General features: G+C 61.9%; 18 protein-coding genes. 8 read left to right on the forward strand and 10 right to left on the reverse strand.

The annotated features are described in order from the left end of the window. Positions 1 to 160: 160 nt before the first annotated feature. The 4 genes from BV82_RS21320 to rpoE all read right to left on the reverse strand — a co-directional run bounded on the left by BV82_RS21320 (position 161) and on the right by rpoE (position 3,944). A complete protein-coding gene (locus tag BV82_RS21320) occupies positions 161 to 1,540 on the reverse strand; it encodes a DegQ family serine endoprotease (protein WP_162835468.1) in 1,380 nt (459 codons plus the stop codon). A 222-nt stretch (positions 1,541 to 1,762) separates the two neighbouring features. After that, positions 1,763 to 2,728, reverse strand: a complete 966-nt coding sequence (locus BV82_RS21325) for a MucB/RseB C-terminal domain-containing protein (protein WP_010220973.1) — start codon at positions 2,726 to 2,728, stop codon at positions 1,763 to 1,765. Positions 2,729 to 2,740: 12 nt separating this feature from the next. Further along, a complete protein-coding gene (locus BV82_RS21330; RefSeq protein WP_010220972.1) occupies positions 2,741 to 3,331 on the reverse strand; it encodes an RseA family anti-sigma factor in 591 nt (196 codons plus the stop codon). Between the two features lie 31 nt (positions 3,332 to 3,362). Next, positions 3,363 to 3,944 (reverse strand): RNA polymerase sigma factor RpoE/AlgU, encoded by a 582-nt coding sequence (rpoE, locus tag BV82_RS21335; protein ID WP_010220971.1) that lies wholly within the window; start codon positions 3,942 to 3,944, stop codon positions 3,363 to 3,365. A gap of 432 nt (positions 3,945 to 4,376) precedes the next feature. Here rpoE and nadB point away from each other — a divergent pair, with 432 nt between their 5' ends. Beyond that, complete coding sequence (nadB, locus tag BV82_RS21340) at positions 4,377 to 5,993, forward strand: L-aspartate oxidase (RefSeq protein ID WP_010220970.1); 1,617 nt, start codon at positions 4,377 to 4,379, stop codon at positions 5,991 to 5,993. Here nadB and BV82_RS21345 read toward each other — a convergent pair. Together BV82_RS21345 and BV82_RS21350 are read right to left on the reverse strand one after the other, a co-directional pair. Beyond that, on the reverse strand, positions 5,962 to 6,414 hold the full coding sequence (locus BV82_RS21345; RefSeq protein WP_036996682.1) for a protein YgfX: 453 nt from the start codon (positions 6,412 to 6,414) through the stop codon (positions 5,962 to 5,964). The genes nadB and BV82_RS21345 overlap by 32 nt on opposite strands. Beyond that, a complete protein-coding gene (locus BV82_RS21350; protein WP_010220968.1) occupies positions 6,398 to 6,652 on the reverse strand; it encodes an FAD assembly factor SdhE in 255 nt (84 codons plus the stop codon). The genes BV82_RS21345 and BV82_RS21350 overlap by 17 nt, the downstream gene beginning before the upstream one ends. 165 nt (positions 6,653 to 6,817) lie before the next feature. Here BV82_RS21350 and ygfZ point away from each other — a divergent pair, with 165 nt between their 5' ends. Then, the gene (gene ygfZ / locus BV82_RS21355) at positions 6,818 to 7,759 is read left to right on the forward strand and encodes a CAF17-like 4Fe-4S cluster assembly/insertion protein YgfZ (RefSeq protein WP_036996683.1); all 942 of its coding nucleotides are present in this window, start codon (positions 6,818 to 6,820) and stop codon (positions 7,757 to 7,759) included. A gap of 55 nt (positions 7,760 to 7,814) precedes the next feature. After that, the gene (locus BV82_RS21360; protein WP_010220966.1) at positions 7,815 to 8,621 is read left to right on the forward strand and encodes an HDOD domain-containing protein; all 807 of its coding nucleotides are present in this window, start codon (positions 7,815 to 7,817) and stop codon (positions 8,619 to 8,621) included. On the opposite strand, the gene BV82_RS21365 is transcribed toward BV82_RS21360, so the two are convergent. Both BV82_RS21365 and BV82_RS21370 read right to left on the reverse strand, forming a co-directional pair. Further along, positions 8,618 to 9,997, reverse strand: a complete 1,380-nt coding sequence (locus tag BV82_RS21365) for a sensor histidine kinase (protein ID WP_010220965.1) — start codon at positions 9,995 to 9,997, stop codon at positions 8,618 to 8,620. The genes BV82_RS21360 and BV82_RS21365 overlap by 4 nt on opposite strands. Further along, positions 9,990 to 10,661, reverse strand: a complete 672-nt coding sequence (locus tag BV82_RS21370; protein WP_010220964.1) for a response regulator — start codon at positions 10,659 to 10,661, stop codon at positions 9,990 to 9,992. The genes BV82_RS21365 and BV82_RS21370 overlap by 8 nt, the downstream gene beginning before the upstream one ends. Positions 10,662 to 10,862: 201 nt before the next feature. On the opposite strand from BV82_RS21370, the gene BV82_RS21375 reads away from it, so the two are divergent. The 5 genes from BV82_RS21375 to BV82_RS21395 all read left to right on the forward strand — a co-directional run bounded on the left by BV82_RS21375 (position 10,863) and on the right by BV82_RS21395 (position 16,262). Further along, on the forward strand, positions 10,863 to 12,149 hold the full coding sequence (locus tag BV82_RS21375) for an OprD family porin (protein ID WP_010220963.1): 1,287 nt from the start codon (positions 10,863 to 10,865) through the stop codon (positions 12,147 to 12,149). Positions 12,150 to 12,183: 34 nt separating this feature from the next. Next, positions 12,184 to 13,164 (forward strand): Bug family tripartite tricarboxylate transporter substrate binding protein, encoded by a 981-nt coding sequence (locus tag BV82_RS21380; RefSeq protein WP_036996685.1) that lies wholly within the window; start codon positions 12,184 to 12,186, stop codon positions 13,162 to 13,164. A gap of 99 nt (positions 13,165 to 13,263) precedes the next feature. Further along, positions 13,264 to 13,722, forward strand: a complete 459-nt coding sequence (locus BV82_RS21385) for a tripartite tricarboxylate transporter TctB family protein (RefSeq protein WP_010220960.1) — start codon at positions 13,264 to 13,266, stop codon at positions 13,720 to 13,722. A gap of 1 nt (position 13,723) precedes the next feature. Then, positions 13,724 to 15,238 (forward strand): tripartite tricarboxylate transporter permease, encoded by a 1,515-nt coding sequence (locus tag BV82_RS21390; protein ID WP_010220959.1) that lies wholly within the window; start codon positions 13,724 to 13,726, stop codon positions 15,236 to 15,238. Continuing rightward, positions 15,231 to 16,262 carry an AbrB family transcriptional regulator gene (locus BV82_RS21395; protein ID WP_010220958.1) on the forward strand — a complete coding sequence of 344 codons (1,032 nt, stop codon included), beginning with the start codon at positions 15,231 to 15,233 and terminating at the stop codon, positions 16,260 to 16,262. The genes BV82_RS21390 and BV82_RS21395 overlap by 8 nt, the downstream gene beginning before the upstream one ends. Before the next feature lie 45 nt (positions 16,263 to 16,307). On the opposite strand, the gene BV82_RS21400 is transcribed toward BV82_RS21395, so the two are convergent. Continuing rightward, positions 16,308 to 18,572 carry an autotransporter outer membrane beta-barrel domain-containing protein gene (locus BV82_RS21400; protein ID WP_036996687.1) on the reverse strand — a complete coding sequence of 755 codons (2,265 nt, stop codon included), beginning with the start codon at positions 18,570 to 18,572 and terminating at the stop codon, positions 16,308 to 16,310. 221 nt (positions 18,573 to 18,793) lie between these two features. After that, a complete protein-coding gene (locus BV82_RS21405; RefSeq protein ID WP_036996689.1) occupies positions 18,794 to 20,689 on the reverse strand; it encodes a hypothetical protein in 1,896 nt (631 codons plus the stop codon). Positions 20,690 to 20,822: the final 133 nt, after the last annotated feature.

Consider the following 20,822-nt stretch of genomic DNA (forward strand, 5'->3'; position numbering starts at 1 on the left):
GCTTGACGTTGGCGTCACGTGAACTGTGGGCACGGGAGCTGTGGGAAATGCTTGCATGCTGGCAACCTGACCCGCAAATGAGCCAGGAAAACCTGCGGGGGCCTGGGGCGGCGCCCAGCAAAAAGGGCAGCCGAGGCTGCCCTTTTTTGTTCAACCCGACTTATTCAGCCAGTTTGAAGGTGATGAAGCTGGCGCGCCCCTGACGCAGGACACGCATGGACACCGAACGGTTCTTCGGCAGTTCCTTGGCGATTTCGGTGAACTGCTTGGCCGAAAGGATCGCCTGGTTGTTCAGGTGGCTGATGACATCGCCCGGACGCAGGCCGATCAGCGCCGCCGGACCTTCCTGGACTTCCTTGATGACCACGCCGCCCTTGAGTTCAAGGGCCTTCTTCTGCTCGGCGGTCAGGTCGGACACCGATACGCCCAGACGGTTGCTGCTGCGCTCGACACCGCCGTTGAGGTTGGTGCTGACTTCGGCGTCATCATCCGGCAGTGCGCCGATGGTCACATCCAGGGACTGGCGCTTGCCGTTGCGAATGATGTCCAGCTTGGCCTTGGCACCATCCTTGAGACCACCGATCAGGTGCGGCAGGTCGGCGGACATGACGATTGGCTGACCGTTCATGCTCAGGATCACGTCACCGACCTGCAGGCCACCCTTGGCCGCCGGGCCGTCTTCCAGGACCTGGGCCACCAGGGCACCGGCCGGCTTGTCGAGGCCGAAGGACTCGGCCAGGTCCTTGTTGACCTCCTGGATCACCACGCCCAGCCAGCCGCGGCTGACCTTGCCGTCTTTCTTCAACTGGTTGGAAACATCCAGCGCCACGTCGATCGGAATGGCGAAGGACAGGCCCATGAAGCCGCCGGAACGGGTGAAGATCTGCGAGTTGATACCGACCACCTCACCGTTCATGTTGAACAGCGGGCCACCAGAGTTACCCGGGTTGATCGCCACGTCGGTCTGGATGAACGGCACGTAGGTGTCGTTGGGCAGGGTACGGCCCTTGGCACTGACGATACCTTTGGTCACCGAATGATCGAAACCGAACGGCGAACCGATGGCCAGCACCCACTCACCGACCTTGAGCTTCTCGGAATCACCCAGCTTGACGGTCGGCAGGTCCTTGCCTTCGACCTTGAGCAGGGCTACGTCGGTGCGCGGGTCGGTGCCGACCAGCTTGGCTTGCAACTCGCTGCGGTCCGACAGGCGGACGATGATTTCGTCGGCGTCGGCAACCACGTGGTTGTTGGTCAGCACATAACCGTCACTGGAGATGATGAAACCCGAACCCAGCGATTGCGCTTCGCGCTGACGGTCGCCGCGCGGCGAACGCGGGGCTTGCGGCATGTTGCGCTCGAAGAATTCGCGGAACATCGGCGGCAGGCCTTCAAGATCTGGCACCTGGCCCGCCGCGTACGTGCGGTTAGGCAGTTTCTGCTTGGTACTGATGTTCACTACCGCAGGCGACGCCTGCTCGACCAGGGTGGTGAAGTCCGGCAGGGCTTCGGCCTGGGCGGTGAGCACCTGACCGAGCATGAACACGGCGGCGAACAACGATAGGTAGGTTTTCAAGCGTGGTATTGACATACGGCTCCCGTCACAACGAGCGTGGTTAGCAGTAGGGACCTGCAGAAGCAGGAAAGGCCAGCCCCCGAAAGGACTGACCTATAGAAAAATTCTGGAGTTTTTGCAAACTGCAAAGCTTGCCAATCATGTCAGCCAAGCAATCCTCGCCTTGTCAGCCTCATTGCCTGCGCCTCATTTTTTTGCCTGGGCATCCTGGGCGCGCATGGACAGCGCAATGCGTTCGGCAGTACCGATAGGGATCTCGCCCACCACGGTGACCATCATTTCGCCCTTGGGCGTGGTCAGGCGCCGCGAGACGGCAACGGTCGGCCCCAGTTGCGTGCGGATATCAGCGGCAGTGCCTTTGTCCAGGGCTTCGACGAACACCGAGAAGCGCGCCAGGCCATCGTCGAACATCAGGCTGCTGACGGCGTTCTTGCTTTGCGGATCCTTGCGCACCGAACTGTTGATCAGTTCAAAGCCCGGGGGTAGCCAGTCCGAACGCCAACCGGTGGCAGGCTGCGCGGCCTGAGCGGTCAGTTGCGCGACCGGCTTGCAGATATCGCTGGCTTTGAGCTGATCGTCGGATGGCGCGTCACGGGTGTCCAGACGGGTGAACTGGAAGCGTTCGAGCAAACGTCCACCATCATCGAGCATCAACGACTTGAGCGGCAGCCCGGTCTGGCGATCCAGGTGCAGCTCGAAGGCATAGCGGTGTTGATCACGCGGGGTAAGGGTGACGATGACCGCTTCGCGGTCTGCCACCCTGGACTTGCCGGCGACCCCGAGGTCGTACCAGCTCATCAACCTCAAAGGGTCAAGCACTCGCGCCGCCGCTTCCGGGGTGTTGGCCACACCCGGGACCAGGGCCCCGCTTACGCACTGGGTATGGCCATCGACACGCACGACTTCCTGGGCTGAGCCGTCGAGCTGCAACAACCGCTCGCTGACCTTGCCGTCCTGGACGCGATGCCAGATGTCGTGGGTGGAGAAACTACCGTTACGCTCGTAAACGAAAGTACCCTGATAACTCTGCTGTTGCTCGGCCTGGGCCAGACGTTTGAGCCAGTCACTTGCCTGCGGCGAGGAGTTGGCGGCAAGGGCCGGCACCGTCAACCAGCCACCAAGCAGCAGCGGTATGAGAGGTAGCGCGCGCATGATCCTCCTTACTTAACGATTTTCCAGGCTGGCTGCACGTGCATACGGCAGAGCGCTCTCGGTACCCTTGAGGGCTGCTTCCTGAGCATGCTGACGCAGGTAGCCAGGCAGACGCTGGTCATGCCAGCCGGTTTGCCCTTGCAGCACGCCATTGGCCATCGGGCCCGGCTGTTCTGCATTCTCACTATAGCCTGCCAATACGGCCGGGCCTTGCGCCTGTGGCAGGCTCAGACCTTGCTGGGCCGGTTGCTGGGCAGCCAGCTGGGCACCGCTGATCTCATCCTGGTTGTACAGACGAACGCCGGCCAGTACCGCGACAGTCACCGAAGCGGCGACGGCCAGGCGGCCCAGGCTGCGCCACGGGCCACGGCTGACCTTGGCAGGAGCGGCTTCATCGGCCAGGGCGGCGGATACGGCCGAGGCGATATCCAGCCGTGGCAGCACCAGCTCCTTGTGCATGGCTGCACGGGCAACCTGGTAACGCGACCAGGTAGCACGGGTTTCAGGATCGTCGACGGCATTCAATACCCGACGTAACTCCAGCTCGTCCGCTTCGTTATCCATCACCGCGGACAGCGATTCCTGCAAAGCTTCACGACTCATGGCGGTTCCTCTCTTGGCTGTCGCCGCTGTCTCAGGTTTCCTGCAACAACGGCTGCAGGGCTTTGTCTATGGCCTCCCGAGCGCGGAAGATTCGAGAGCGCACGGTACCCACCGGACACTGCATGACGCTCGCAATGTCCTCGTAACTCAGACCATCGAATTCACGTAAAGTTAACGCCGTACGCAAATCTTCTGGCAGCTGCTGGATGGTCCGATGGACGGTGCCTTCGATCTCATCTCGCAACAACGCGCGCTCGGGGGACTCCAGATCCTTGAGGCCGTGATCGCCGTCGTAAAATTCCGCATCCTCGGAACTTACATCACTGTCCGGTGGCCGCCGACCGCGGGACACCAGGTAGTTCTTTGCCGTGTTGATAGCAATACGGTACAGCCAGGTATAAAAGGCGCTGTCACCGCGAAAATTACCAAGCGCGCGGTAAGCCTTGATGAAAGCTTCTTGCGCCACATCCTGGGCTTCATGGGTGTCGTGGACAAAACGCACGATCAACCCGAGAATCTTGTGCTGATACTTCAGCACCAACAGATCGAACGCTCGCCTGTCGCCACGCTGCACGCGCTCGACAAGCTGCTGATCCTCTTCCTGGGTTAGCATGAACACTCCTCAGTGAACTCGAAGGAGCGTCGCACCCGCCACCGTTCAGGCTTGCAACCATAGACTCGGGCTTTGCGCAAAAGTTCTCCCCTCCAAGCAAGTTTCCTGCGGCCCTTGGTCGGCTCGCACGAAAAACGCAGCGCGGTCACGGCCGCCTGCGTCGATAATCGGGTCTCGAATACGCAAACAGTGCCTTCATGGGGCGCCTGTCGTGCGTCGCCGCGGCATTATGGCGTGCGGGCAGCCTTCTATGGATATCCATACATCACGGAAAGTTCCCACAAAAGGCTACCAGGACTGTGCAAGCGCCATTGGAAATCAGGGCCTTGTGACTGCTATAAAGGCAGCCGGTCCAGATTCACGATAGTTTCACAATGCCATAAGCGCCTGACTATTGTGCCGATCCCCCCCTTCAGATACTAGTGTCCTGACATGAGCCAACAATTCCAACATGATGTTCTCGTGATCGGCAGCGGTGCCGCCGGCCTCAGCCTGGCCCTGACCCTTCCCGGCCACCTGCGCGTCGCCGTGCTCAGCAAGGGCGACCTCGCCAATGGCTCGACCTTCTGGGCCCAGGGCGGCGTGGCCGCGGTACTGGACGATACCGACACGGTGCAGTCCCACGTCGAGGACACCCTCAATGCCGGCGGCGGCTTGTGCCATGAAGACGCCGTGCGCTTCACCGTTGAGCATAGCCGCGAAGCGATTCAGTGGCTGATTGACCAGGGCGTGCCCTTCACCCGTGACGAACACGCCGGCGACGAAGAAAGCGGTTTTGAATTTCATCTGACCCGCGAAGGCGGCCACAGCCATCGGCGCATCATCCACGCCGCCGATGCCACGGGTGCGGCGATCTTCACTACCCTGCTGGCACAAGCACAACTGCGCCCGAACATCGAGCTGCTGGAGCAGCGGGTGGCAGTCGACCTGATCACCGAGCGGCGTCTGGGCCAGGACGGCGATCGCTGCCTGGGGGCCTATGTACTGGACCGCAATACCGGCGAAGTCGACACCTTCGGTGCCCGTTTCACCGTGCTGGCGACCGGCGGCGCGGCCAAGGTCTACCTGTACACCAGCAACCCCGACGGTGCCTGCGGCGATGGCATTGCCATGGCCTGGCGCGCCGGTTGCCGGGTGGCCAACCTTGAATTCAATCAATTCCACCCGACCTGCCTGTATCACCCGCAGGCCAAGAGCTTTTTGATCACCGAGGCCCTGCGTGGTGAAGGCGGCCTGCTCACGTTGCCCAACGGCGAGCGGTTCATGCCGCGCTTCGACCCCCGTGAAGAACTGGCCCCGCGCGATATCGTCGCCCGCGCCATCGACCATGAAATGAAGCGCCTGGGGGTGGACTGCGTCTACCTGGACATCAGCCACAAACCGGCCGAGTTCGTCAAAAGCCACTTCCCCACCGTTTACGAGCGCTGCCTGACCTTCGGCATCGACATCACCCGCCAGCCGATCCCGGTGGTGCCGGCCGCCCATTACACCTGCGGCGGGGTGATGGTCGACGAACAAGGCCTGACCGACGTGCCGGGCCTGTACGCCATCGGCGAAACCAGCTTCACCGGCCTGCACGGCGCCAACCGCATGGCCAGCAACTCGCTGCTCGAATGCTTCGTTTACGGGCGCTCGGCCGCCAACGACATCGTCGCCCGCCTGGACCAGGTCGAGATGCCGCAGGCGCTGCCGTGCTGGGACGCAAGCCAGGTAACCGACTCGGACGAAGACGTGATCATCGCCCACAACTGGGACGAACTGCGGCGCTTCATGTGGGACTACGTGGGCATCGTGCGCACTAACAAGCGCCTGCAGCGTGCCGAACACCGAGTGCGCCTGCTGCTCGACGAAATCGACGAGTTCTACAGCAACTACAAGGTCAGCCGCGACCTGATCGAGCTGCGCAACCTGGCCCAGGTTGCCGAGCTGATGATTCGCTCAGCCATGCAGCGCAAGGAAAGCCGTGGCCTGCACTACACCCTGGATTACCCGGGCATGCTCAGTGAGGCCCATGACACTATCCTGCAGCCGCCCACCTACGCCGACTGAACTTCAGGCGCAAACGCAGGCGCCGGTGCTGCACCGGCTCCAGCGCGTCAAAGGCGATGCACTGGCCTTCGGTTAAACGCCGCCCGACCCTGCGAAAGCGCAGCACCACCCACCCGGGCAAGGCCAGGCTGTCGGGCTTGAGCTGCACCGCCTGCCAGCCCTGGGCGCGGCTGAACAACTGCCAGCCGTGAGCATCGCGACGCAGTGCGGTAATGGCCTGGGGGTGGGTCAGCAGAATGCGCCGGGGAATAGTCCACAGCGCGTGTAACAGACACAGGGCAATGGCTACCAGGCGCAACCACAGTGGCACCTGCAGCAGGCCAAGCGCCAACAGGGCTAGCAGCAGACTGGCGAGGTAAGCCGCCAGCAGAACCCTTGAGCCCTGCCAGCGACATTCGAAGCGCTCACTTGGGCTGGACACGGTCCAGGATGATGCGAACCATGCGTTGCAGCTCCGGGTCTTCGGACTCGCTGCGCTCCATGAACCAGCCGAACATGTCCTGGTCTTCGCAGCTCAGCAGGCGCTTGTACAACTCACGATCGGCCTCGCTCAGGGTTGGGTAGACCTCCGCGCTGAACGGGACCAGCAATACATCGAGCTCAAGCATGCCGCGGCGGCTGTGCCAAAAGAGCCGGTTGAGTTCAGATTGTTCGACCATGAAGCCCTCCTAAAATAGGCCGCCAGTATACAGAGCCCGCGCCCGAGGGACACGCGACGTTGGTCCGGACATGTGAGCAAATAATGACAGAGGCCTGCACTCAACTACCTATTTTTCCGACAGCGCTCTATCATGGGCCCCAGTCCTATCACCTTGCGATAAACCATGGCCGACTCCGCTTTTTTCTGCACCCTTTCCCACGAAGGCGTTCTCGCCGTCCGCGGCTCGGACGCCGGCAAGTTCCTGCAAGGCCAATTGACCTGCAATATCAGTTACCTCAACGACCATACCGCCAGCCTCGGCGCCCGCTGCATGGTCAAAGGCCGCATGCAGTCGAGCTTTCGCATCCTTGCCGAGGGTGATGGCTACCTGCTGGCGATGACCCGCGAACTGCTCGAGCCGCAACTGGCCGACCTCAAGAAGTACGCGGTGTTCTCCAAGGCCAAGCTGACCGACGACAGTGCCGCCTGGGTGCGCTTCGGCCTGCACGACGGTGAAGCTGCCCTGCAGGCCCTGGGCCTGGAAGTGCCGACGCAGACCGACGCCGTCAGTCGTCACAACGGCCTGATCGCCATCGCGGTATCGGCCGCTCGTGTCGAGTTGTGGGTACCTGCCGAGCAGGCCGAAGCGGTGCAAGCCCAACTGGCCGCCAAGCTTGCCAACGCCGACCTCAACGACTGGCTGCTCGGCCAGATCCGTGCCGGCATTGGCCAGGTCATGCCGCAAACCCGCGAACTGTTCATCCCGCAGATGATCAACCTGCAAGCCGTTGGTGGCGTCAGCTTCAAGAAAGGCTGCTATACCGGCCAGGAAATCGTCGCGCGCATGCAGTACCTGGGCAAGCTCAAGCGCCGCCAGTACCGCCTGGCCCTGGCCGAGGGCAGCCTGCCGGAGCCCGGGACCGAAGTGTTCTCGCCAACCCATAACTCCTCTGTCGGTGAAGTGGTGCTGGCCGCCCGCAGCGAGCAGGGCAGCGAACTGCTGGCCGTGCTGAGCGCCGATGCCGTGCAAGACGACAACCTGCACCTGGGCAGCCCCGAAGGCCCGCGCCTGGCGCTGCTGACGCTCCCTTACGAACTGGATCGCGATCGCGAAATCCAGCGCTGAGCCTGCTCCCGCCCTTTATGGGTGGGGCACTCCTCAATTGCGGTAGAGAATCACCATGAACAAGATGGCCGAGATGATCCAGGCCCACCTGCTGAGCGCCATCGACAACGATGACCTGGTGCTGCCAACCCTACCGGAAGTGGCCTTGAGCATTCGCGAAGCCGCCGAAGACAGCGAGATCAGCGTCAGCACCCTGAGCAAGGTGATCGGCCGCGATGCGGCGCTCTCGGCGCGCCTGATCAAGGTGGTCAACAGCCCCTTGCTGCGCGCCGCCACCGAGGTCACCGACCTGCACACGGCCATCACCCGCCTGGGCATCAACTACAGCTGCAACCTGGCGATCGGCCTGGTGATCGAACAGATCTTCCACGCCCGCTCCGATGTCGTTGAACAAAAAATGCGCGAGATCTGGGCGAAAAGCCTGGAAGTAGCCGGCATCAGCTATGAACTGTGCTTGCGCTTCACCCAGCTCAAGCCGGACCAGGCGGCACTGGCCGGGCTGGTTCACCAGATTGGTGTATTGCCGATCCTGCTGTATGCCGAAGAGCACAACGAGCTGCTTTCCGACCCGGTCAGCCTGAACTATGTGATCGAGCAGATCCATCCGGCACTGGGCGACAAGATCCTCAGCGTGTGGGAGTTCCCCGAGCAACTGGTGCACCTGCCCGGGTTGATCCAGGACCTGGACCGCGGCACCGACAAGGTCGATTACGTCGATATCGTGCAGATCGCCCAGGTGCTCAGCAGCAACAGCAAGGAACGACCACTGGCCGCCCTGCCCGCCTACCGCCATCTGCGCCTGCCCACCGGCACCGAGTTGCAGGCCAGCGACCTGCTCGACGCCAAGGCGATGTTCCGCTAGTCGGCACTGAAGCTGACCCGCACCTTCAAGCCACCACGCTCGCCATCATGCAGGCTGATCTGCGCCAAATGCGCGCGGCAGATCTCGCCGACAATCGCCAGGCCCAGGCCGGTACCCTGGGCACTGCGCCGGTAGAAACGCTCGAAGACTTTTTCCCGCTCGTGCTCAGGAATGCCCGGGCCGTCGTCTTCAACCTCAAGAATGCCGGGGGCGCTGACCCGCAGGATCACATTGCCGCCCTTGGGTGTATGGGCCAGGGCATTGTCGACCAGGTTGCTGAGCAGCTCGTTGAGCAGCGTTGGCTCGCCGCGCACCCACACCGGCACCTCGGCCTCCAGCGCCAGGGCCACGCCACGGGCATGGGCCAGCGGCGCCATGGCCATGCCCAGTTCACGGGCCAGCTGGCTGAGGTCCAGGCGTTGCGCGCCGCCCTCGGCAATCGCCCGCGCGCCGTTCTCGACCCGCGCCAGCGATAGCAACTGGTTGGCCAGATGGGTCAGGCGATCGGTGCCTTGCGCAGCGGACTCCAGGGTTTCGCGCCAGACCTGCGGCTCATTCGAGCGCAAACCCAATTCGACCCGTGCCTTGAGTGCCGCCAGGGGCGTGCGCAGCTCATGGGCGGCTTCGGCAATGAACTGCGCCTGCCGCTCGAACTGACCGCGCAGGCGTTCGGTAAAGTGGTTCAGCGCGCGTACCAACGGGCTCAGTTCGCGCTGCACCTGAACCACCGGCAAGGCCCGCAAGTCATCGGGCTGACGTTCTTCCACGGCACTGCGCAAGCGCTCCAGCGGGCGCAGGGCAGCGCTGACGGCAAACCACACCAGCATCAGGGCGCCAAGGGCGAGCATGCCCAAGCGCAGCAACGTATCGGCCATCAGGCTGCGGGCCATGCGCACCCGCGCTTCTTCGGTTTCGGCCACGCGGATTTCGGCCATGCCGTTCATGTTCGGCTCGCTGACCGCCTTGAGCAGGCTGACCACACGCACGTCCTGGCCCAGGTAGCGGGCGTTGTAGAAGCGTGCCAGGGCCGGGTAGTCGTCAGTGCGCGGGGTATTGGGCGGCGGTGCCGGCAGGTTTTCGTAGCCTGAGATCAAGCGCTGATGAATATCGTTGACCTGGTAGTAGATGCGCCCGGCGCTGTCGTAGGCGAAGGTGTCCAGGGCCACATAAGGCACATCGGCGCTGAGGGTGCCGTCGCGCTGCGACAGGCCGGCGGCAATGGTCCGCGCCGAGGCCAGCAAGGTACGGTCGTAGGCGGTATCGGCGGCTTCGCGACCGTTCCAGTAGGCGCTCAGGCCGCTGGCCAGCATCAGCACCACCAGCAGGATCGCCAGGTTCCACAGCAGCCGCCCGCGCAGGCTGCCGCTGTCACGCATCTTTATGCTCGAGCAGGTAGCCGAGCCCCCTGAAGGTAACGATGGCCACAGGATGGCCATCGAGCTTCTTGCGCAGGCGGTGCACGTAGATTTCGATGGCGTCGGCGCTGGCTTCTTCATCCAGGCCGAACACCTGGGCGGCCAGTTGCTCCTTGCTCATCACCCGCCCGGGCCGGGCGATCAGCGCTTCGAGCACGGCCTGCTCGCGGGAGGTCAGGGTCAGCAGCTCTTCGCCGAGGGTGAAACGCCGGGTATCGAGGTCATAGACCAGCGGCCCGCAGCGCTGCTGGCGCTCGCCACCGAGGACGCTGCGGCGCAACAGGGCCTTGACCCGCGCTTCCAGCTCGGTCAGTTCGAAGGGTTTGGCCAGGTAATCGTCGGCGCCCAGGTTCAGGCCATGGACCCGGTCCTTGACGTCGCTGCGCGCGGTCAGCATCAGCACCGGCACGGTTTTGCCGCGGGCGCGCAGGCGCGCCAGCACCTCGAAACCGTCCATGCGCGGCAGGCCGACATCGAGCACCGCCACGGCGTATTCCTCGCTGGCCAGGGCCAGGTCGGCGGCCACGCCATCATGCAGCACATCCACGGTCAGACCGGTGCTTTTCAGGGCCTGGGCCACGCTTTCGGCCAGTTGCAGATGGTCTTCGACGAGCAGCACACGCATCGATCTCTCCCCTTTGCGTCGCGTTCAATGGCGCGGAGTGTACAGCCGACAGCCCGCCTGTGAAGCCTTCGCAGCAATCAAAAGCTGCTGAAAGGTTAGCGAAAGGTTCACGTCCTAGCATCCTCTCACGGCTCACTCTGCTTGCCGTAAAACCGGACCCAAGGTCCGAACTAATAAGAACAATAACGGAGTCACTCCACGATGCTGTCCATGCAGCCGCAGGCGTACGCGCCTACCCGACGCCCTTCCCGCCAGACCGCAGTTGCCAGCGCCCTCGCCCTTGCCGGCGTCGCCCCGTTGAGCCAGGCCGCCTTCTTCGATGACAGCAAGGCGAGCTTCGAAACCCGTAACATGTACTTCAACCGCGACTTTCGCGACGGTACCAGCGCCCAGCAGTCCAAACGGGACGAGTGGGCCCAGGGCTTCATGCTCAACTTCGAGTCAGGTTATACCGAAGGTACTGTAGGCTTTGGCCTTGATGCCCTGGGGATGCTTGGTATCAAGCTCGACTCCAGCCCCGACCGCACCGGCACCGGCCTGCTGCCGACCCATGACGATGGCCGCGCCGCCGACGAGTACTCCAAGCTCGGCCTGACCGGCAAGGTGAAACTCTCCGAGACCGAATTGAAGGTCGGCACCCTGATCCCGGAACTGCCCACCCTGCAGCCCAACGACGGGCGCATCCTGCCGCAGACCTTCGAGGGTGGCCTGCTGACCTCGGGCGAGATCAAGAACCTGACCTTCACCGGCGGGCGCCTGGAAAAAGCCCGTGACCGCGACAGCACCAACAACGAGGATATCGCCCTCAACAACAAGAACAGCCGCTTTCTCGGCACCGTCGCCGGTAACCATTTCGACATGGCCGGCCTGGACTACAAATTCACCGACAAGATCACCGGCAGCTATCATTGGGCCCAGCTCGACGATGTCTACCGTCAGCACTTCGTCGGCATGATCGCCTCCCAGCCCTGGGGCCCGGGGACCTTCGGCGCCGACCTGCGCATGGCCTTCAGTGACGACCAGGGCCAGGCTCGCGGCGGCAACATCGACAACACCGCGCTCAACGGCATGCTCAGCTACGGCCTCAATGGCCACAAGCTCAGCGCCGGCTACCAGCACCTTTCCGGCGACACGGCCTTCCCCTATGTCGATGGCGCCGACCCGTACCTGGTCAACTTCGTGCAGATCAACGACTTTGCCGGCGCCGACGAGCGCTCCTGGCAGGCTCGTTACGACTATGACTTCACCAAGCTGGGCATCCCCGGCCTGACCTTCATGACCCGCTACATCAGCGGCGATAATGTCAGCCTGGCCGATGGCGGTGAGGGCAAGGAGTGGGAACGCAACACCGAGTTCAAGTACGTGGTGCAAAGTGGCGCCCTGAAAAACGTCGCCGTGCGCCTGCGCAACGCCACCTTCCGTTCCAACTTCGCCCGCGATGCCGACGAAGTGCGACTGCTGGTGAGTTACAGCCTTGCGCTGTGGTAATCCCCGACAACAATAATGCTCACGGAGATAGACGATGACTTTTTCACTGCGCCGTATTGCCCTCGCCACCGGTTGCCTGCTGCTTGCCGGTAACGTCCTGGCCGCAGAACCGAAACGCCCCGAATGCATCGCCCCGGCCTCGCCCGGCGGTGGCTTCGACCTGACCTGCAAGCTGGTGCAAAGCGCCCTGATCAACGAGAAGATCCTCAGCAAGCCGATGCGCGTCACCTACATGCCCGGTGGTGTCGGCGCGGTGGCCTATAACGCTGTGGTCGCCCAGCGTCCGGCCGATGCCGGCACCCTGGTGGCCTGGTCCAGTGGTTCGCTGCTGAACCTGGCACAAGGCAAGTTCGGCCGCTTCGACGAGAACGCCGTGCGCTGGCTGGCGGCGGTGGGCACCAGTTACGGTGCCATCGCAGTGAAAAGCGATTCGCCCTACAAGACCCTCGACGATCTGGTCGCAGCGCTGAAAAAAGACCCGAGCAAGGTGGTGATCGGCTCCGGCGGTACCGTCGGCAGCCAGGACTGGATGCAGACCGCGCTGATCGCCAAGGCCGCCGGGATCAACCCGCGCGACCTGCGCTATGTAGCCCTGGAAGGCGGCGGCGAAATCGCCACGGCGCTGCTCGGCGGCCATATTCAGGTCGGCAGTACCGATATCTCCGACTCCATGCCGCACATCCAGAGCGGAGACATGCGCCTGCTCGCGGTGTTTGCCGAAACCCGCCTGGACGAGCCGGAAATGAAGAACATCCCCACCGCCAAGGAACAGGGCTATGACATCGTCTGGCCGGTGGTGCGCGGTTTCTACCTCGGGCCGAAAGTGACCGATGAAGAGTACGACTGGTGGAAAGCCTCGTTCGACAAGCTGCTGGCCTCGGAAGAGTTCGCCAAGCTGCGCGACCAGCGCGAGCTGTTCCCTTTCGCCATGACCGGCGCCGAGCTGGACACCTACGTGAAGAAACAGGTGGCTGACTACAAGGCCCTGGCCAAGGAATTTGGCTTGATTCAGTAAGCCTCTCCCCTTTCGAACGCATCGCGGGGCAAGCCCGCTCCCACAGACGCAGCGTTGACCTGTGGGAGCGGGCTTGCCCCGCGAAAAGAGGATTCCCCAATGATCCTGCAACGCCTCTTCGCCCTGTTTTTGCTGGCGGTGTGCGCCGCCCTGGCAGTGATGGCCTGGCCCTACCAGGCAGCTTTTTCCTACGAACCGGTCGGGCCACGCGCCTATCCCTTGCTGATGCTCGGCCTGATGGCTGCGGGCCTTGTGTACCTGGCCTTTCGCCCCACGCCCATCGTCCGCAAGGATGACGAGCCCGAACTGGACCGCGAAACCCTGAACAAGATCGGCCTCTGCGTCGCCTTGCTGCTGGTCTTCGCCGCTACCTTCGAGCCGCTGGGCTTCATTGTCAGCAGCATCCTCATCGGCGTGCCGATGGCGCGCCTGTATGGCGGACGCTGGCTGCCCAGCGTGGTGATCATCGGCCTGATGAGCATCGCCCTGTACTGGCTGTTCGACCGTGTGATGGATGTGCCCCTGCCCCTCGGCCTGCTCGACGTTCTGGAGAACTGACATGGATACGCTTGGCTATCTCGGCCAGGGCTTCGGCGTCGCCCTGAGCCCCTACAACCTGGTTACTGCCCTCACCGGCACACTGATCGGCACCGTGGTCGGCCTGTTGCCGGGCCTGGGCCCGATCAACGGCGTGGCGCTGCTGATCCCGATTGCCTTTGCCCTCGGCCTGCCGCCGGAGTCGGCGCTGATCCTGCTGGCAGCGGTGTACCTGGGCTGCGAATACGGTGGACGGATCAGCTCGATCCTGCTCAACATCCCCGGTGAAGCCTCGACGGTAATGACCACCCTCGACGGCTACCCCATGGCCCGCCAGGGCCTGGCCGGAGTGGCGCTGTCGCTGTCGGCCTGGAGCTCGTTCATCGGCGCCTTAATCGCTACCTGTGGCATGGTGCTGTTCGCACCGCTATTGGCGAAATGGGCGATCGCCTTTGGCCCGGCGGAATATTTCGTGCTGATGGTGTTCGCCATTGTCTGCCTCGGCGGCATGGCCGGTGACCGGCCGTTGAAGACCTTCATCGCGGCGCTGATCGGGCTGTTTCTCTCCAGCGTCGGCATCGACGCCAACAGCGGCGTGTACCGTTTTACCGGTGACAGCGTGCACCTCGCCGACGGCATCCAGTTCGTGGTGCTGGTCCTGGGCCTGTTCTCCATCAGCGAGATCCTCCTGCTGCTGGAAAAAACCCATCACGGCCACGAAGCGGTGAAAGCCACCGGACGCATGCTGTTCAACTTCAAGGAAGCGGCCTCGGTGTTCCTGGTCAACATTCGCTGCGGCCTGCTCGGTTTCATCATGGGCGTGTTGCCCGGTGCCGGCGCAACCCTGGCCAGCGCCGTGGCCTACATGACCGAGAAGCGCATTGCCGGTGCCAGCGGCACCTTCGGCAAGGGTGACAAACGCGGCCTGGCGGCGCCGGAAACCGCCATCGGTGCTTCCTGCTGCGGCGCCCTGGTACCGATGCTGACCCTCGGCGTACCGGGTTCGGGCACCACGGCGGTGATGATCGGTGCCCTGACCCTGTACAACATCACCCCGGGGCCAATGCTGTTCGAACAGCAGCCAGACATCGTCTGGGGCCTGATCGCCTCGTTGTTTATCGCCAACATCATGCTGGTGATCCTCAACATCCCGATGATCCGCATCTTCACCCGCATCCTCGCCGTGCCGAACTGGGCACTGGTGCCGGTGATCGCGATCATCACCGCGATCGGTGTGTACGCAGTGCATGCCACCACCTTCGACCTGTTCCTGATGATCGGCATCGGCATCTTCGGCTACATCCTGCGCAAGCTGGACTTCCCACTGTCGCCGATCCTCCTCGGCTTCATCCTCGGTGGGCTGATGGAGCAGAACCTGCGCCGTGCGCTGTCGATCTCCAACGGCGCCCTGGACATCCTCTGGTCGAGCCCCATCAGCGTCAGCGTGTGGGGCCTGACCATCGCCATGATGCTCCTGCCGCTGCTGCGCATCTGGCGCAAGCGCAGCCTTCAGCGCCGTGCCCTGGCCGATGTCTGATGGCCGCCTGAAACTGTACTGGGCCACCGGCCTGGTCGGCTTGGCTGGCGGTTACCTCGCCAGCAGGGTCGGCTGGCCACTGCCATGGATGGTCGGCTCGTTGCTGGCGATCATCCTGGTGCGTTGCCTGACGCCCTGGCAACTGAGCGAGATCCCCGGTGGGCGCAAATGCGGGCAGTGGATCATCGGCATCGGTATCGGCCTGCACTTCACCCCGGCGGTGGTCGAGCAGGTGGCGAGCAACTTCGGTTTGATTTTCTGCGGGGCACTGATCACCAGCGTCTCCAGTGTGGTCGGGGTGTGGTTGCTGCGCCGTACTGGTGAAGACCGCGCCACGGCGTTCTTTTCCAGCATGCCCGGCGGCTCCGGGGAGATGGTCAACCTCGGCGCCCGCAACGGCGCGGTGCTCAGCCAGGTGGCGGCAGCGCAGAGTTTGCGGGTACTGGCGGTGGTGCTGTGCGTGCCGGCGCTGTTCAAGTTTTTGCTCGGCAATGGCGTGCCGTTGACCCACACCGGCAGCGTCAACTGGAGCTGGCTGGTAGTGATCTGCCCGCTGGGCGTGTTGCTGGCCCTGGGTTGGCAGCGCTTGAAACAACCCAACCCGTGGCTGTTCGGGCCGTTGCTGGTGGCGGCGGTGGCCAGTGTCAGCGCCAACCTGCAGGTTGCCCTGCCCGACGGCGCCAGCCAGATCGGCCAATGGCTGATCGGCAGCGGCCTGGGCTGCCACTTCAACCGCGCGTTCTTTCGCCGGGCGCCGTCGTTTCTCGGGCGCACCTTGATCGCCACGGCCTTGACCATGCTGATCGCCGGTATCGCCGCCTGCGTGCTCAGCGTCATGACCAACCTCGACCTGCGCTCGTTGACCCTGGGCATGATGCCCGGCGGCATCGCCGAAATGAGCCTGACCGCCGAAACCTTGCAACTGTCGGTACCGCTGGTCACGGCGCTGCAGGTGATGCGTTTGCTGTTCGTGCTGTTTCTGGCCGAGCCGTTGTTCAGGCATTGGGACAAACGCTGCGACTGAAACAAAAAAAGAGGAAGCCAAGGCTTCCTCTTCTTCTTTACGCGCTTACCAGGTGAAACGCACCCCGACGTTGGCACCGAACGGCTTCTCGATCTTGTCGCCGTTGCTGTAATCGATATCGGCATGCAACTGCAGGCGCTCGGACAGCGACACGGCAATACCGGCACCGACCTCGGCACGCGAGCCGGACAGGTCGTTGTTGAACACGTTGTCGTTGACCTTGACCTGGTGGTTCTTGGCGAACTCATGCACCGCGGCAGCGCGCAGATACGGCTGGGCAAAACGGCCCTCGCCCAGGTCGAAGTTGCGACCCACCGTGGCACCGGCTTTGCCAAGCACCGAGGTGGTCCGGTCGCCTTCTGCCTTCAGGCCGCTGTCCAGGTCATAGGACGCGCCCTGGATGCTCACCGCCGACACCTGGGCGAAGGGTTCAACGAAGTAGCCGTCATCGAGCTTGATGTGGCGACCGAACTCGGCCGACGCCCCCACACCGTTGGTCTTGTAGTTGCCCTTGGCCTGGCTACCGTCGCTCATGGCTACCTTGGACTTGTTGTCGAAGCGGTTGACCTTGGCCACGGCGTCGAAGTAGTAACCGCTGTCCTGGTCCAGCCAGGTGGTATAGGCACCGGCGTAGTAGCTGTCGACAGTACCGGTAGTACCGCGGCTCAGGTCCAGGTCGGACTTGCTATGACCGGCCAGCACACCGACCAGCCATTGGCTGTCGCCCACCTGGGCATCGGCACCCAGGGTAAAGCCCTGCTGGGTTTGCTTGTAGGCGGTGCCAGACGACTCGGCAACGTTGTACTTGCTGCCATAAGCCCGGCCCCAGGCGCCGCTTTTACCTTCGTTGTAGCGCAACTCGCCCATGCGGGTACGCAGCGACGACAGCTCGCCGTACCACACGGTTGGTGCGGTATTGAACAGCGCCAGGACCGAACGGGTGCCTGGGCTGATGACCTTCTTCTCGGTGTCCAGGTGCCAGTCGTTGCCTTCCTTGGTCAAGCCGTAGGAAAACGCACCTAGGTCTACAGGACCGTTCAACAGGCTGAATTCGGCGTCGCCGCCGCCGGTAGTGACCACGGTGATCCGTTCAACGTTAGCCGGGTCGTGACCACTGGCACTGATGGCGAGGGTGTGCTGACCGTTGGCCTGACCGCTGACATTGAGCAGGTCGGCTTCGCCAGTGGCGAAGTCAGCCGACATATGAAAGGTGCCGTTGCCAGACAACTCTCCCAGGTCAAGGCGATAGAACTGGCCAGGCTCGCCGAATTGCACATGACCGCCCTGCAGGCTCAACTGCTCAACCTGGCTGTCGTCAATCAGCGCCCAGGTGCTGTCGCCATTGAGCGCCAATGCGTCGACGTTTTCCAGGCGCCCCTTGAACAGCGATTGATCGTTCAGGCTCAGTTGCGCCGCGCCGCCCGCGGCGACGATCACGTCACCTTCCAGGCTGGCGTTGCTCAAGTCCAGATTTGCAGTGCTGCCTTCACCAACCAGGATGTTACCGGCCAGGGTGCTGCGGCTGACCTGCATATCCGCCGAGCCGGCGTTCTTGAGCTCAAGCAAGTTGCCGTTGGCGCCTTCCAGGCTCGAACCATTGAGCACGTCGATACGGGCGGTAGTTGCAGAGTCCACCACCAGGGCCGCTCCAGTCCCCCCGATCACTTTGCTATTGTCCAGGAGCAACGTCGGGGCCTGCTCGTTGGCTTCAGAGCCATAGTATTCATGGGACAAGCGCACGCCGCTCTCGGCGCCTTCTATCACGCTGTTGTACGTCTGCGCCTGGCCGCCGATCATCAGCAGACCATCAGCCGTAGCGCCGCTCAGGCTCGAGTCTTTGAGCGACAGGCTGCTATAGGCGCTGAGCGTTGCACCGAATCGGCCACCGGTGATTTCGCTGCTCTGGACCTGGACCTCAGAACCGGTTGCCGAGCCATCCATTAATCGACCAATCGTCAGGCCACTGCCTTGGGCGCTATCGATACGAGCGTTAGCGATGCGGGCGGTACCACTGACCAGGGCAACAGCGTTGTTTGAGCCCCCGGCAGTGACCGTGCCACCGTCGATGTTCAACAGCCCCTTGCGCACTTGAATGTGCTCGGTACGGGAACCCTGGACATTCAGGGTGGCATTTTCCATTACGCGATAGTTGTAGGACGGCGTCCCCGAGGTAGCGGTAAAGGTCTGGTTGCTTTCGACAACCTTGGTGATAGCCAGGGCCTGAGCCGATGCCATCACCAAAGGTGCGACAAGGGCTGCCTGCAAGGCGCACGAAAGCGCCGAGGGTTTGAAGATGCTTGGCTTGGTCATGAGATTCTACTCCGCAGCATTGAGACTATTCAGTTCCGGATTAAACAGAGCCAGCTAGTTCAAGCCCCGTTTGTTCGGAGCGCAGAATAGAAACTTCTGACAGAATCTTATGTAGGAATATTCCTCATAAGAAGTAGGCGCAATCAACAGGTAGTGTCGCGTCTATATAGAAAAAATGAAGCCGAGCATTGCTCGGCTTCATTCATTATCAAACAATCAGCTTATGGCCTTCCTGGGCAAAGCCCGGTCCCCTGTTCGCCAAAGTAGTAGTAAGACTTCACTGGAGAACGGCCAATTGCCTGGCCACCACGTTCCTGAATCCAATACAGCTCGACAAAGCCGCTGCGTAGCGGTTCCATGCAGGGAATCCATGGGATTATGAGATTTACCCCAGTGTCAACTTCGTTTTGATTGAGTACTTCCCGTGTAAAAGATGAACGCGTCGCTTCGACAGGCACCGAATTGGTAAAACCTTCCAGGCCCAGCCAGTGCAAAGTAATGGTGTCGCCCACTTGAAGATGTTGAGCATCAAGAATCCTGGCATTAACACCTCGCCATGGAAAATCGGAACAACTGATACCCACTTGGTTACCGAGCAAATTCAACTCAGGCTCGTTGACCGCTGCCAATGGAATGGCACTGACATCCACCAATTGACTGCCCGACGACTGGAAGTTGGTGGTGGTCGCATTGGCAAAAGTTTTATAGAACAGCGGAATGTCCGTTCCATTGCCGACCGTGACAATATCGTCCCAGCTGATCTGCAACGGGATCGAATCACCGGGAGTGTCTGTGCTCAGCACTGTGTAGGTGGCCACCAACAGGTTTTCCGGACCATAGTAAAGCCGAATAACCTCCCCCGTTTGCGCAGGATCATACAGGGTAAAACTGACGTCGGCAGGCTGGCCTGCATCCTCTGGGCGCAGAAGATTCAGTTCCCCCGTCGACGAGGTCAGGAGCGGAACATCCAGCTCCGGATTGACCGGATCGGGCTCGCCCGGGTTAGGCGGCCCAATCAACTCCAGGTCAACTTCCACGTCCAGGACAGGAGAAGGGTAGGTTTTGCTGCGGATGACTTCATAGCGCACTTTGGCCGTATGCGCGGTCCCCTCGACCCCGTTGGAAATAGTCGCCCACGATGCAGTAAACGGCAAAGGCCAGTTAGGCGTTGGCGGCAGGAAGACTCGATCCACATAAATATCATTCCAGTACACACGTACTTCATCGCCCGCTAGGGCATTGGTATATTCATCCACCTCGATCAGCACGCCTTCACGTGCCTCGACAATATCAATGGGCGCTGCATCCACCCTGGGTGGTAGCAGGTCGATGGGCGTTGGCTCGAGGATTACGAATACTTGCTGACGGTGTGCCAGCTTGCTCGGATTGCCGGCCCGGTCTTCCAGTATATAGGTCACCTGCTTGGTACCCGGCCCAGCAAGGAGCAACTCGTCTGTTGTCAGCACTACATTGATGGGCCTTTCACTGACCAGCCCGCCCTTATTGGGTTGCGACTGCTCATCGCCAAAGAGGATTGCCCAATAGTCACCCACTTGCGGGTCAAGGTAGTCTGGAATCTGCAACACTAACTGATTGTCGTGCGCTTCCAGATACTCAGGCGTCACCGTGGCATCCGGCAGATCCGCCGGAAGAATGATGGCCGCTGGAAAAGCGCCAAGATTCGGATCTAGCCTGTCTACTGTTACCGTAAGATTTTGCGAAACCCCATCATTGGGATTTATGGAGTTGACGACATCAAAGTAGACGATTTTCTCACCGTGAGACTCAAGCACCGGATCCTGCAGCGTCACGGGAATGGGAAACGAGACCACATGGGGCACCGGCAACTCAAAACTGTGAACGGGCCTTTCGTTAATGTAAACGGTTACCGTATCGATCGTACTGGGCGGCCCGACTGTAGTAAAAGCCGGAATGTCCACCTTGAGCCCTTCGGGGATTTTCGGTGTACGCAGCAAATTAATCTGTCCCCCTTCAATATTTTGCTCTGTGTTAGTGGGAACAGGCGGATTGAACAAATTCCGAAAACGTCTAGGCTGCGGCGCTCGCGTCTTAGCTTTTACAGTCGGCACACCGGTTGTCTCTTCAAACTTGGTCATCTTGGTATCTCCTGAAAATATAAATAGATTTGGAACACCATCAGCACCACACCGTCGGCCCAGCCGCCACCCTGCCGTCCAGCAGCCAAGTGGTAACAAAGCCAAACATTGTTCAAAGCAGAACGTCGCCCTA

Origin of the sequence: Pseudomonas donghuensis (assembly GCF_000696345.2) — a bacterium.
Lineage (GTDB): Bacteria > Pseudomonadota > Gammaproteobacteria > Pseudomonadales > Pseudomonadaceae > Aquipseudomonas > Aquipseudomonas donghuensis.